At 68.7% G+C, this 13,437-nt stretch carries 10 protein-coding genes and 1 rRNA gene; 3 read left to right on the top strand and 8 right to left on the bottom strand.

The window, feature by feature from the left end; genetic code table 11:
- The 3 genes from rrf to AB4Y91_RS11305 all read left to right on the top strand — a co-directional run.
- Positions 1–87, top strand: a 5S ribosomal RNA gene (gene rrf, locus AB4Y91_RS11315); the annotation flags it as partial.
- Positions 88–307: 220 nt separating this feature from the next.
- Positions 308–1,156, top strand: coding sequence for an SDR family NAD(P)-dependent oxidoreductase (locus AB4Y91_RS11310; RefSeq protein ID WP_441418559.1), 849 nt, complete (start codon positions 308–310; stop codon positions 1,154–1,156).
- Between the two features lie 92 nt (positions 1,157–1,248).
- Positions 1,249–1,551 (top strand): excalibur calcium-binding domain-containing protein, encoded by a 303-nt coding sequence (locus AB4Y91_RS11305; RefSeq protein WP_441418558.1) that lies wholly within the window; start codon positions 1,249–1,251, stop codon positions 1,549–1,551.
- 202 nt (positions 1,552–1,753) lie between these two features.
- Here the strand turns inward: AB4Y91_RS11305 and AB4Y91_RS11300 are convergent, their stop codons facing one another.
- The 8 genes from AB4Y91_RS11300 to AB4Y91_RS11265 form a co-directional block, all read right to left on the bottom strand.
- Positions 1,754–3,577 (bottom strand): putative bifunctional diguanylate cyclase/phosphodiesterase, encoded by a 1,824-nt coding sequence (locus tag AB4Y91_RS11300; protein ID WP_441418557.1) that lies wholly within the window; start codon positions 3,575–3,577, stop codon positions 1,754–1,756.
- 187 nt (positions 3,578–3,764) lie between these two features.
- A complete protein-coding gene (locus AB4Y91_RS11295; RefSeq protein ID WP_441418556.1) occupies positions 3,765–5,924 on the bottom strand; it encodes a putative bifunctional diguanylate cyclase/phosphodiesterase in 2,160 nt (719 codons plus the stop codon).
- Positions 5,925–5,959: 35 nt separating this feature from the next.
- Complete coding sequence (locus AB4Y91_RS11290) at positions 5,960–7,747, bottom strand: putative bifunctional diguanylate cyclase/phosphodiesterase (RefSeq protein WP_441418555.1); 1,788 nt, start codon at positions 7,745–7,747, stop codon at positions 5,960–5,962.
- A gap of 208 nt (positions 7,748–7,955) precedes the next feature.
- Positions 7,956–9,344 carry a UDP-glucose dehydrogenase family protein gene (locus AB4Y91_RS11285; RefSeq protein WP_441418554.1) on the bottom strand — a complete coding sequence of 463 codons (1,389 nt, stop codon included), beginning with the start codon at positions 9,342–9,344 and terminating at the stop codon, positions 7,956–7,958.
- Positions 9,341–10,522, bottom strand: a complete 1,182-nt coding sequence (locus AB4Y91_RS11280; protein WP_441418553.1) for a glycosyltransferase family 4 protein — start codon at positions 10,520–10,522, stop codon at positions 9,341–9,343. The genes AB4Y91_RS11285 and AB4Y91_RS11280 overlap by 4 nt, the downstream gene beginning before the upstream one ends.
- A gap of 474 nt (positions 10,523–10,996) precedes the next feature.
- Positions 10,997–11,245 (bottom strand): hypothetical protein, encoded by a 249-nt coding sequence (locus AB4Y91_RS11275; protein WP_441418552.1) that lies wholly within the window; start codon positions 11,243–11,245, stop codon positions 10,997–10,999.
- Positions 11,238–12,674, bottom strand: coding sequence for a flotillin family protein (locus AB4Y91_RS11270; protein ID WP_441418551.1), 1,437 nt, complete (start codon positions 12,672–12,674; stop codon positions 11,238–11,240). The genes AB4Y91_RS11275 and AB4Y91_RS11270 overlap by 8 nt, the downstream gene beginning before the upstream one ends.
- Before the next feature lie 202 nt (positions 12,675–12,876).
- Positions 12,877–13,344, bottom strand: coding sequence for a DUF4383 domain-containing protein (locus tag AB4Y91_RS11265; protein WP_441418550.1), 468 nt, complete (start codon positions 13,342–13,344; stop codon positions 12,877–12,879).
- Positions 13,345–13,437 lie beyond the last annotated feature (93 nt).

The following is a 13,437-nucleotide window of genomic DNA, read 5'->3' as shown; positions in this document are numbered from 1 at the left end:
GGTCCCATCCCGAACCCGGAAGCTAAGACCCACAGCGCCGATGGTACTGCACCCGGGAGGGTGTGGGAGAGTAGGTCACCGCCGGACAACCATTACAGCCAGGCCCCGACACACAGTGTCGGGGCCTGAGCCCTTTAACACCCCAAACACAGAGATGAAGGCCTCCGTAGCAACCTGTGGACGTGCGGGAGCGAGGGCAGGAACTTGCCACACCTGCGGGAGTGTTGGGTGGGGAGGAACACCTGCCGGCGTTTCAGCGTTGATTACTCTTGAGTAGCTTCTACTAAAAACCAACTCGGGAGATCCCATGACTGCACGGACCATCGTCATCACCGGCGCCAGCGACGGGATCGGCGCGTCCGCCGCCCGGACCCTCGCCGCACGAGGCGAGAACGTCGTCGTCGTCGGGCGTTCGGCCGAGAAGACCGAACGGATCGCGAACGAAATCGGCGCGGACTACTTCGTCAGCGACTTCGCCGACCTGGCGCAGGTGCGCCGGCTCGCCGCGCACCTGCGGGAGAAGTACCCGCGGATCGACGTCCTGGCCAACAACGCTGGCGGCATCATGGGCACCCGGGAGCTCACGGTCGACGGTCACGAGAAGACCTTCCAGATCAACCACTTGGCACCGTTCCTACTCACCACCGAACTGCTGGACACCCTGACCGCCAGCAAGGCCACCGTCATCAACACTTCCAGCGCCGCCAATTCGCTCTACGGCCGGCTGGACATCGACGACCTGGAGCTCGCGAACAAATACTCCGCCAATCTGGCCTACGGTAACGCGAAGCTGGAGAACATCCTCTTCACGGCCGAGCTGCACAACCGCTACCACGCAGCCGGCATCTCCACGGCGGCGTTCCACCCCGGCGTAGTGGCCACCAACTTTGCCGCGGACACCACCAGCCCGTTCCGCTTTATGTACCGAAGCTTCCTCAACCGGTTCATGCTGTCCCCGGAGCAGGGCGCTGACACCCTCGTGTGGCTTGCCACGGCCGTCCCGGGGCAGGAGTGGGTCCCGGGCGCCTACTACGCCAAGCGGGCGCTGGCGAAGGCCAACAAGCAGGCCTACGACGCGGAACTCTCCAGGGAACTGTGGGAGCGCAGCACCGCGATGGTGGCCCAGGACTCCGACAGGCTCGACCCCCGCGGCTGAGCCTCCTCCCAATGAACGGAATCGTGGGATAGTCTTTCCCTGCCCCTCGCCGACACGCGGCCGAGGGCTTCATATTGGGGGAGTGCTCGAAGGTGCGCCTGAAGAAACTGATGATTGCCTCGCTGGCTGCCAGCGCCGTCGTGCTGAGCGGCACCGCCGTGCCGGCATCTGCCGCGCCGGCGCCGAAGTCGTACAAGAACTGCACGGAGCTGAACAAGGTCTACCCGCACGGCGTGGGCCGCAAGGGCGCCAAGGACAAGACCACCGGCAAGCGGGTCACCACCTTCCGCGTGGACAACACCCTGTACGGCTACAACGACGGCGGCGCCGTCCGGCACCGCGGCGAGTACGACCTCGACCGTGACAACGACGGCATCGCCTGCGAAAAGCGCTAAACCGACCTTTGCGCCGGGGCCCCGCCTGTCGGCCCGCGGCGACGCTCCAGCCCAGTTCTTGGCACCGTCACAGGTGCACTCCGCGCCAACCCGGGCTACACCGGGCTGCCGGAGTGCTGCCGCAGGTTAGAACTGGGCGGGAACGTCGGCCGCTGTGCTGCGGGAGCGTCACGTGCGCCGCCGGAGCTGCGGGAGCCGGAGGCTAGCCTGCGGCTTCGACCTTGTCGATCGCCGTCAGGGCGCTTTCCATCGTCCCGGCGAGGTCGCTGGCCGGGGCGGGCTTAGCAAACAGGTACCCCTGCAGCGAGTCGCAGCCCAGATCCATCAGGTACTTGGCCTGCGCCGGCGTCTCGATGCCCTCGGCCGTGACCTTCAGCCCGAGGTTTTGCGCGGCGTTGATCATGGTACGGAAGAACGGCAGGTGTTCCTTGCCCGTCTTGATCATCGCCACGAAGGAACGGTCGATCTTGACCTTGTCCAGCGGCAGTTCCTTAAGCCGGCCCAGCGTTGAGTAACCCGTGCCGAAGTCGTCCATCGCGATCCGGACGCCGGCCTCGCGCAGCTGTGCCAACTGCCGGAGCACGTCCGAATCGGCGTCGAAGAACACGCTCTCGGTCAGTTCGAGCATGAGCTGGCGCGGGTCCACCCCGGTGGAGGCGACAATGCCCAGCACGTCGGTGGCGAAGTCGCGGTGCTGGAACTGCAGGCCGGAGACATTCACGGCCACGCTGTACGCGGCATCGCCGGCCAGCCAGGGCCGGATCTCGGCACAGGCGCGGCGCATGACCTCGTCGCCGATCTCGCGGATCAGGCCGCTCTGTTCGGCCACCGGCAGGAACTGGTTGGGCGGCACCAGCTTGCCGTGCCGCTCCCAGCGCGCGAAGGCCTCGAACTGCACCACGGCGCCGAGCCCGGGGGACACCACCGGCTGGTAGTGGACCGAGATCTGCCCCAGTTCCACCGCCTGCCGCAGGCCGGTCTCGCCCTGGGCTTTGTTGGCGGCCGTGTTCAGCATCTCCGGCCGGAACTGCAGCCAGGTGTTCTTCCCCGCCGCCTTGGCCGCCGTCATGGCCGAATCCGCCTGCCGCAGCAGTTCAGCGCCGTCGTGGGTCTCCGGCGTCTTGGCCGCCAGTCCCATGCTGACCGCGGGCCGCACCAGCGATCCGCCGATCCGTGCCGGGACGTACAGGGACTCGGAAATCCGCTTCGCCACGGCTCCGGCATTGAGGCACTCGGTCAGCAGCACCACGAATTCGTCGCCGCCCAGCCGGGCCACAGTGTCGTGCGGCCGGACGCAGTTGCGCAGCCGGCTGGCCACCTCCACAAGCAGCTCGTCCGCGGCGGAACGGCCCAGCATGTCGTTGTAGCTCTTGAAATCGTCCACGTTGATCAGCAGCACATCCACCGGGTCCGGCCGGCGCAGCGCCGCGGCGAGGCGCTCGTTGAACAGGGTCCCGTTCGGCAGCCCGGTCAGCGTGTCCCGCAGCACGGCCGCCTTGAGCTGGTCGTCGTGCTCCGCGGGAGTGAGACGGGGAAGCACGCCGGTGGTGCCGGGCACCAGTTCTGCCTCCAGCGAGCCGAATGTCCGACGGCGGGGAGCGGCTGCCGCCGCGGCGGCACCCGCCGTGGCTCCGCCGTCGTGCGGGGTTGCGGGTGGTGTGGCGCCGGGGCGGGCCGGGACTCCCGGGCGCACGGAGACTGCGACGGTCCCGGCCGTGCCGGGCGCTGCCGGAAGCGCGGCGCAGGTGATTTGGACCGGGAACTCGGAGGCGTCGCCGCGGCGGCCCGCGCCGGTGAAGGGCGTCCGCCCGGCGCCGCCTTCCAGTCCGGCGAGGACCTTGTGGAAGTCCTCCCGTGCCGACTCGGCAAGCAGCATGCTGTAGTCGGCGCCCAGCAGTTGCGCCCGGGAATAGCCGAAGAGCTGCTCCGCGGCAGTGTTCAGGAAAGCGATGGATCCATCCGGGCCAAGCAGCAAGAGGGCGTCGGGGCTGTGCTCCAGCACTGTCTGTGCAAACGCTGCGTCCATGATGTGTACTGCCCCCAAAAGCGATGGATCTGTGAATGGTGCCGCGCACCGCCGGGAACCGGATTGGGTTCGCCGCGGCCGCGCCTGCTGAAATCATATGTGGTCGCTAGCACAGTCTCATGCCGCCCCGACAGTAATCGTGAAAGCGTGCGAATATGTCGTCCGGTCGCCCAGACAAGGGGCCGAACTAGAGCGCCACTGCCGGCTCCTGCAGGGCCGTGATGGCCTCCGCGGACTGTGCGACGGCCGCCGCCCGGCGTGCCCCGGGCACGGGGCGGGAGAAGAGGTAGCCCTGCAGGGCGTCGCACTCGTGTTCCATCAGGTACCGGGCCTGGGTGGGCGTCTCGATGCCCTCCGCCGTCACCCGCAGGCCCAGGCTGTGGGCCATGTGGATCATGGACGTCAGGATGGGAAGCCGCTCCTCGCCGGTGTGCAGCATGGACACGAACGACTTGTCGATCTTGACCGCGTCCACCGGAAGCTCCTGCAGGCGGCCCAGCGAGGAGTAGCCGGTGCCGAAGTCGTCCAGCGCCACCCGGATGCCCGCGGCGCGCAGGGTGATCAGCTGCTGGATGACGTGGGAGTCGGCGTCGAAGAACACGCTTTCGGTGACCTCCAGGACCAGCTGGTGCGGATCAACCCGGCTCCATGCGGCGATGTCCAGCACCCGCTCGGCGAAGTCCTTGTGCTGCAGCTGCACGCCGGAGACGTTGACGGCCAGGGTCCGCCCGGGGTCCTCCGCCAGCCAGGACTGCAGCTCGGTGCAGCTTTGCCGGAGCACCTCGGCCCCGATGTCGCGGATCAGGCCGCTGCGCTCCGCGGTCTGGATGAAGGCGTCCGGCGCCATCAGCACCCCGTCGCGTTCCCAGCGGGCCAGGGCCTCAAACTGGATCACCTCGCGGCGGTTCGTGGAGATTACGGGCTGGTAGAAGACGGTGATCTGGCCGAGTTCGACGGCGCGGCGCAGCCCCGCGGTCAGCTGCGTGCGTTCCAGCAAGGTGGCCAGCATCTCCGGCTGGAAGTGCACGTAGCAGTTCTTGCCTGCCTCCTTGGCGGCGTACATGGCCACATCGGCCTGCCGCAACAGCTCGGAGGAAGACATGTCCTCGGTGCCGCGCGTCGCCACGCCCAGGCTCAGCCCCGGGCGCATCAGGGTGCCCTCGATGGAGACCGGGGCGTTCAGCGTGGCCACGATCCGCTGCGCGACCGCGTCCGAATCGCCGCAGCCGACCAGCAGCACCACGAATTCGTCGCCGCCCAGGCGGGCCACGGTGCCGTGCGGGCCCACGCAGTTTTGCAGCCGGCGGGAAATCTCCACCAGCATCTGGTCCCCGGCGTGGTGGCCCAGGATGTCGTTGACTTCCTTGAAGTCGTCCAGGTCCAGCAGCAGCACCGCCACCGGTCCGGGGGACTCCAACGCGGCGGTGGCGCGTTCGTTGAACAGCATCCGGTTCGCCAGCCCGGTCAGCGGATCCTGGAACGCGAGGGCCTTCAGCTGATCAGCCTGCTGTGCCAGCTCGTCGAGGGCGCGGCGGGCCTGGTCCTGCGCCACGGTGCGGGAGGTGACGTCGCGGAAGTTCCAGATCCGGCCCACCACCTCATCGGCGACCTTCTGCGGGCGGGAATACAGCTCCACGGTGCGGCCGTCCTGGAACTCGAGGACGTCGTGGCTGTGCAGCTCGTGGTTGGCGTAGAGCTCGGCGACCTTGGCCTTGAAGCAGTCCGGGGCAACCAATTTCTGGGCGATGAATTTGACCAGGGCGTAGGCGTCCTCCTCGGCGAGGATCTCCCGCGGCATGTCCCACAGCCGCAGGTACTGTTCGTTGACGCCGGTGATCTGGCCGGTGTTGGACACCACCACGATGGCGTCCGCCGTCGTCTCCAGCGTCGCGTCCAGGAGCGAGACGGCGCTGCGCCGGCCGGCGTCGTGGTCCTGGCGGTGCGTGGTGTCGCGGACTGCGACCGCCACCGACGTTCCGGCCGGCGTGGTCACGAGCGAGCAGGTGATTTCCAACGGCAGTTCGCGGCCGTCGCGGTGCAGCCCGAGGCCGGGGAAAGGCCTCGTCCCCGACGTCCCTGCGCGGCCGAGCCGGCTCAGAACCCGCAGGAAGCCGCCGCGGTCGTCCTCCACCAGCAGCCGGTTGTGCGCGACGCCGATCAGCTCCTCGCCGGAGTAGCCGAACAGGCGCTCCGCCGCGGGATTCAGATAGGAGATGACCCCCTCCGTGGTGAGTTGCAGCAACGCGTCAGGGCCCTGCGTCAGCAGGGTTTCCGCCAATCCTTGTTCCACGTCGATGCCAGCCCCCGGGCGTTCGTCACTCGAATCCACCGGCAGGGCGGTGGTCATTAAACTTCAAGCATCATAGGGCCATGAGACCCAAATCACAGCACCGACTGCGTTTGGGCGGCAGTGTCGTGGCGCAATGCGGTGATGGTCCGGGCCGACGCCGAGAGCGCAGCGGGCAGACCGGTCGCCGGTTGGGGCCGGGAAAACAGGAAGCCCTGGAGGGAATCGCATCCGCGTCGCATCAGGTACTCGGCCTGTTCCCGGGTCTCGACGCCTTCAGCGGTGACGGTCAGGCCCAGGCCGTGGGCCATGTCGATCATGCAGTTCAGGATGGGGAGCTCCTCGGTACCGGCGTGGATCAAGGCGACGAAGGACTGATCGATCTTGAGCGTGTCCACCGGGAGGTCCTGCAGGCGGCCCAGCGAGGAGTAGCCGGTGCCGAAGTCGTCCAGCGCCACCCGCACCCCGGCGCCGCGGAGCTGCACCAGCTGGCGCTGGACCTGGCAGTCGTCGTCGAAGAAGACACTCTCGGTGACCTCCACGACCAGCTGGTGCGGATCCACCCCGCAGGAGCCCGCGGTAGCGAACAGCAGCTCCGGGAAGTTGCCGTGCTGGAGCTGCACACCGGAGACGTTGACGGCGAGGGACCGGGTGGGGTCCGCGGAAAGCCAGGGCTCCAGCTCCGTGCAGCCGCGCAGCAGGACCTCGGTGCCGATTTCGACGATCAGGCCGCTGCGCTCCGCGGCGGGAATGAACTGATGCGGCGGGACGAGGGCACCGTCGCGTTCCCAGCGGGCCAGCGCCTCGACCTTGACAACGGTGCCCAGCCGGGCGGAGACAATTGGCTGGTAATGCACCGCGATCTCCCCGCTGTCGACCGCGGTGCGCAGCCCGGCCTCCAGGTCGGTGCGCTCCAGCAGTGCGGTCATCATTTCCGGGCGGAAGCGCAGGTAGCGGTTCTTGCCGGCGGACTTGGCAGCGTACATGGCGATGTCGGCGCGGCGGAGCAGCTCGGAGGCATCGACGGCGTCTTCGCTGATGGACGCCAGCCCCAGGCTCAGGCTGGGCCGCAGCATGGTGCCATCAATCCAGACCGGCAGCTTGAGGGATTCGACGACCCGCGCGGCGGCCGCGTCGGCGTCGAGCGACCCGACCAGCAGGACCACGAATTCGTCGCCGCCCAGCCGTGCTACAACGTCGTTGGGCCGGACGCAGGCGCGCAGCCGGCGGCCGACCTCGATCAGCATCTGGTCCCCGGCATGGTGGCCGTGGATGTCGTTGACTTCCTTGAAGTCGTCCAGGTCCAGCAGCAGGACGTCGACGGCGGTCCCGTAGGGTCCGGCCAAGGCGTGCGCCAGACGGTCGTTGAAGAGCTGGCGGTTGGAGAGCCCGGTCAGCGGATCCTGGAACGCGAGGGTCTTCAGCTGGCTGGCCTGCTGCGCGAGGTCCGCCATGGCCTGGTTGATCTGGTCCTGGGCTCGCCGGGCCGCGGTGACGTCCCGGAAGCTCCAGACGCGGCCCACCACGCGGTCCTCGACCTTCTGCGGGCGGGAATACCGTTCAAAGGTCCGCCCGTCGCGGAAGCGCAGCACGTCGTGGCTCTCGGCTTCCGGATCGGCGTAGAGGGCCGTGACCTTTGCGAGGAACTGCTCGGGGTCCGTGAGCTGGCCCAGGACGAAGCCCATCACGGACTCGTCGTCGCCGGTGTCCACGAGTTCGCGGGGGATGCCCCACATCGAGAGGAACTGGTTGTTGACGGAGGAGATCCGGCCCTCGGCACTGACCACAAGGATGCCGTCCGCGGTGGATTCCAGTGTGGCTGAGAGCAGGGACATGGCTTCGCGGAGCCGGGCGTCCTCCTCGGGGCGCGCTGAAGTGCTCACGCGGCCGTAACCGGACAAATCTGAGACCAACGATGCTGCATTCTGAATCCTCCCCTCAGAAATCATAGGGGGCGAAGCGCGGGCCCAGCGCCACGGCGCGGGCGTCCGGCGGGTTGCCGCGCTCCCGCTGGGGCCGGGCCGCTGGGCCGGGGCGCTGGGTCCGGGCTGGGGCCGGGCCGCTCAGACCGGGCCGCTGGGGCCGGGCCGCTCAGTCGGCGGTGGCCAGTCGGCCGGCGGCGGCCGCGTCCGCGCCAATTCCGGCGTCGGCCCTTCCCAGGCCCCGCACCGTCCACCCCGCCGCGGTCCAGGCGGCGGCGTCGAGGGCGTTCCGGGCGTCCAGCACCGTCCGGCGTCGGACCAGCTCCCCGGCCGCGGTCGGGGAGAGCGCGCGGTAGGCCTCCCACTCGGTCAGCAGCAGCACCAGTTCGGCGCCGTCGAGCGCCTGCTCGACGGCGGCCTCGAAGCGCAGCTGCGGATACCGCAGCCAGGCGTTGTTGATCGCCGCCGGATCGGTGACGGTGACATGCGCCCCCGCTTCGGCCAGTTGCTGGGCCACATCCAGGGCGGGGGAGTCGCGGATGTCGTCGGTGTCCGGTTTGAAGGCCGCCCCGAGCACGGTTACCCGCCGGCCGCCCAGCTGGCCGCCGCACAGCTCCCGGGCAGCCTCCACGGTGCGGGTGCGCTGGCCGCGGTTGATGCCGTCCACCGTGGCCATCCAGGCGTCCACCGAGTCCACGCCCAACGCGGCGGCCTGCACCCGGAGGGAACGGATGTCCTTGGGCAGGCAGCCGCCGCCAAAGCCGAGGCCGGCATGCAGGTACCGGCCGCCGATCCGCGGATCCAGGCCCATCGCCTCGCCGAGCTCCGTCACGTCCGCGCCGGATGCCTCGCAGAGTTCGGCCATCGCGTTGATGAAGCTCAGTTTGGTGGCCAGATAGGCGTTCGACGCCGATTTGATCAGCTCAGCGGTCGCGAAGTTGCAGATGAGCCGGGGGATTCCGGCGCAGAGCAGCGGCCCGTACACCGTGTCCAGGGCGGCGGTGACGGCGGCGCCGGGGCTGTTCGGGTGCCGCGCGGATTCCTTGCCGCCCGGTACGCCGTACACCAGCCGGTCCGGCACCAGGGAATCCTTCACCGCCGTGCCCTGGCGCAGGAACTCGGGGTTCCAGCCGAGGAGCACATCCGGGCGCCCGGCCAGCACACCGCGGAGCATGTCCACCGTTCCCACCGGCACGGTGGACTTGCCGACGACGGCGGCACGCGGCGCCAGGAACGGGAGCAACGCTTCGGTGGCGGAGACCAGGTAGCTCAAGTCGGCGCCGTCGGAGGTCTTGGACTGCGGTGTTCCGACGCAGAGAAAATGCAACTGCGCGCCGGCGGCGTCGGCGAAGCTGGTGGAGAAGGCGAGCCGGCCGTTGGCGCGGCCGTCGCGCAGGAGTTCGTCCAGACCCGGTTCGTAGAACGGGGCGGCGCCGCGGTCCAGCTGGGCCACCTTGGCGGCGTCGACGTCGATCCCCACCACGGTGTGCCCCATCGAGGCCAGGGTGGCGGCGTGCACGGCGCCGAGGTAGCCGCAGCCGATCACAGAAATCTTCACAGGGTTGCTCCTCTGGTGGTTGAACGGGGGCTGGCGGAACCGGTGCTGGCGGAACCGGTGCGGGCGGAACCGGTGCGGACCGCTTCGTAGTGCCGCACGAGCTCCTCGCCCAGCGCGTGCCAGGTCCGGCCCTGCACCGAGGCGTGGGCGGCGGCGGCGAAAGCGCGGCGTTTGGCGTCGTCGCCCGTAAGGTCTGCCACCCGGGACCGGAGCGCTGCGAGATCACCCGGTTCGTAAAGCCAGCCGGTCCGCGAATTCTCCACCAGGTCCAGCGGGCCGCCGCGGCCGGTGGCGACCACCGGGACGCCGGAGGCCATAGCCTCCTGGATGGTCTGGCAGAAGGTCTCGAATTCGCCGGGGTGGACGAACAGATCGAACGAGGCGACGGCCCGGGCCAGTTCCTCGCCGCCGAGGAACCCGGTGAACACGGCGTCCGGGAGCGCGGCTTCGAGGGTTTCGCGCTGCGGCCCGCCGCCGACGATCACCAGCCGGGTGCCGGGAATATCTGCGAGCACGGCCAGGTCCTCCACTTGTTTCTCGACGGCGAGCCGGCCGACGTAGCCGATGATGCGTTCGCCGCCGGGGGCGACCGAGGCCCGCCACGCGTCGTCGCGCTTCTCCGGGCTGAACCGCCGGGTGTCCACGCCGCGGCGCCACATGTGCACCCGGGGAATGCCGCGGCCCAGGAACTGGTTCAGCGCAAAGGTCGACGGGACCAGGGTGCGGGTGGCGAGCAGGTGGATCTGCTCCACCCGGTTCCAGGCCCAGTTTTCCAGGAACGGGACGCCGTAGCGGCCCGCGTAGCCGGGGACCTCGGTCTGGTAGACGGCGACGCTGGGGATCCCAAGCTGGTGCGCGGCTTGGGCTGCCCGCCAGCCGAGCACGAACGGCGAGGCGAGGTGGACGACGTCGGGGGCGTAGTCGGCAAGGATTCGCTTGACCCGGGCCACACCGCCCAACGCCACCCGTACGTTCGTGTAGCCGGCCAGCGGCACGGACGGGAGCCGGTGCACCCGCGCGCCGTGGACCTCGCCGGGGACTTGGGGGTCCTGCGCGGATGGCGCGATCACCAGCACCTCGTCGCCGCGGTCCTGCAGATGCTCCAGAACCCTCAGGATGGAGTGCGTGACCCCATTCATCTGCGGCAGGAATGATTCGGCGACTAGTGCGATCCTCACGCCTCCACCGTGGCCGCGGCGGCTGACGGCGCGGGGTTCCCGGTGTGGCCTGCGGGGGAAGAGTGGGTTAACAGGCGTGGGTGGGCCGCGGGTTCCGGGGCCTGGCGGGCCCTTCGGTGTCCCACTGTGCATGCCCGTCGGCCGGACGCGTGTCCGGACATCATCCCAATACGCGCGCTCGCTGCCGCGCCGAATGACGATTATCCAAAAATGGCCGCAAACCAGCTGCCCAGGCGGCCGCTTCTGGCAAGTGGATGGTGCCGGAGTGCGCTGGTTCCCGTGGTCCTTCCAGTCCAGGGCCGCCCGTTTGCCGGAGATGGCCGCCAAGCCGGGCCTCGGAGCGGCCATCTCCGGCAAAACGGGCGCGGTTCGCGCTCGGGGCCGGAGTGCCCGGCGCCCAGGAGCTCCCCGGAGCTCCCCGGAGTGCCCGGTGCCCCGGAATGCCCGCAGTGCCAGGTGCCGCGCCGGCCAGCGTCAGCGGCGCGGATCGTGCCGCAGCACGTCCGGGAGTTCGTCCACGTAGACCGTCTGGGGCGGCTCGTAGTAGATGACCAGCACCTCGTCCCCGACGGCGAAGACGCTCTCCTTGTCGAACGGGTGGGCATGGAAGGCACTCGTCCCGCCGCGGAACGGCAGCATGACCTCCCCGATGGTGCCGGGCCCCACCCGCCCCGTCACCCGGCCGATCCGGCCGGTCAGGCTGCGGTCGACTTCCTTATGCATCCGGGGCTTTCGGTGGCTGCTTGGCTGCCTGCCGGCCATCTTTCAATGCCGTCCGCAGCGCAGGAAGGTAGTCGCCGACCTGCGCCAGGATGCCGCCGATCATCCGGTTGATGCCCTCCCCGCCGTTGAGGACGGTGAGCTGCCCGACGTGGGCGAACGGCTCCGCGGCCGCGGCGATGATGGCCGGCATGTTCTCGGCCAGCTGCTGCGAGATGACCGCGTCCTGGTTGGTGCCGAGGGCTTCGCCGCGCGCCTTGATGCCGTCGGCTTCGGCCAGCGCTTTGGCCTTGATCGACGACGCCGTCGCGTCACCGCGGGCCTTCGTGGCGGCAGCCTCGGCTTCACCGGTGACGCGGGTGGCCCCGGCGGCGGCCGCGGCAGCTGTCGCATTGGCCTGCGCCTGGAGCTCGGTGCGCCGGGCGTTGACCTGTGCCTCGAGTTCGGTCCGGCGGGCCAGCGCCTCGGCCGCGCTGATGTCCGCGGATTTCTGCCCCTCGGCCTCGGTGCGCTTGGCGTAGGCCTTGGCGTCGGCGGGCTTGCGGATGGTGGTCTGGAGTTTTTGTTCCTCACGGTCCGCCTCGAGCTTGGCGACCTCGGTTTCCTGCACCACCACCTGCTGCCGCGCGGTGGCCTCGGCCAGCGGTCCGGCCTGGGCGGCGTTGGCCCGGGCCCGTTCGGCGTTGGCCTGCGCCTCCGACTGTTTGATCGCGGAGAGGCTCTGGGCGTCGGCGATTTGCGCGGCCGCCTCCGCCTCCCGCTCGGCCGCCTCACGGTTCCGGGTGGCCTCCGCGATCCGGGCTTCCATCTTTACCTGGGCGATGTGCGGCTTGGCGATGTTCTGGATGTAGCCGGTGGGGTCCTGGAGGTCCTTGATCTGGAGCGAATCCACCACCAGGCCGAGCTTTTCCATCTCCACCCCGCTGGCGCTGCGGACCTGCGAGCCGAGCTTGTCGCGCTCGCGGATGATCTCCTCCACGGTCATGCTGCCGATGATGGAGCGCAAATGTCCCTCGAAGACGTTGTAGACCTGGCTCTGCATCTTGGGCTGCTGGCCGAGGAAGCGGCGCGCAGCGTTCGCGATGAACGGCGGCGCGTCGCCGATCTTGTAGATCACCACGCCCTCGACGATCACCTGGATGCCCTGGGAGGTCACGCAGGAGACCTTGAGCTCCGTCTCGTTCAGGGTCAGGGACAGGGTCCGCACGGTCTGCAGGCCGGGAAACACGAGCGCCCCCTTGCCGGTGACGATCTTGAAGTCCATGCCGTCCCGCGTCTCGAGGGTTCCGCGGGTCAGGCCGGAGATGATCAGGGCCTCGTTCGGTTCGGCCACCTTCCACATCAGCTTGATCGAAATCCAGATCACGGCGACGACGACGAGTGCCCCGACGAGGACCGCGAGGAACGGGATAAAAGCTGAGAAGTCCGGCATGGAAACTCTTTCAGGTCGTTGGGTCAGGCCAGTCTGGGGTGCTGCCGCCGAATAAGTCCAGCATTTGGCGGAACGGCTGGGGCAAAAGAAAGCTGGTGCGGACACCCATGAAGCTCCAGGCGCCCGCACCAGCAGGTAGTACGAATTTGTTGGATTACTGAGAATCGGTCCTCATTCGCGGCTCCCTTTTCCCGGTGTTCGCTTACCGGGTTTGTGCGTCATCGGCCAGATGCCTCGAGAGCAGCCAGCCGGCGCCAATCATTGCCACGCCCAGCACCATGTGGGTCCAGTTGTCCATGGTGTTGAACGCCAGGAAATTGGCCGCCGACCCCACGCCGACGATCAGCCCGTAAACGCTAAAGACGATGTACAGCAGGCCGAAGCCCATGAGGAAGTTCCGGGCTCCCATGCCGTTGCGGGACATGGTCAAGCCCGCGGCGCCAATGGCCAGCTGAACGATGTTCAGCAGCATGGACACCTGGAACAGGCCAAGGAACATGGCCCTGGAATCTGGCCCGAAGAACCTCAGCTCGCTGTACTGCGTGGTGATGCCCGGGATGAACCCCAGGACACCCACGACAAGAAGGACAATACCCACACCCATGCCGACGTTTTGGACATCAGTCCGTCCGAAATGTACGCCGTGTGCATGTGGGGATGCGGTAGTCATTTTCTGCCTCCAACCACTGATTGCGGACACCTTAAATTTTACGGCGGGGTAGCGGAAAAAGCGCCGCCGCGGGGCCACCTGCGGTGGTGCGCT

Origin of the sequence: Arthrobacter sp. YAF16 (assembly GCF_052113385.1) — a bacterium.
Lineage (GTDB): Bacteria > Actinomycetota > Actinomycetes > Actinomycetales > Micrococcaceae > Arthrobacter.
Note: the sequence above shows the minus strand (reverse complement) of the source record. Positions and strands in the feature narration are given on the sequence as shown.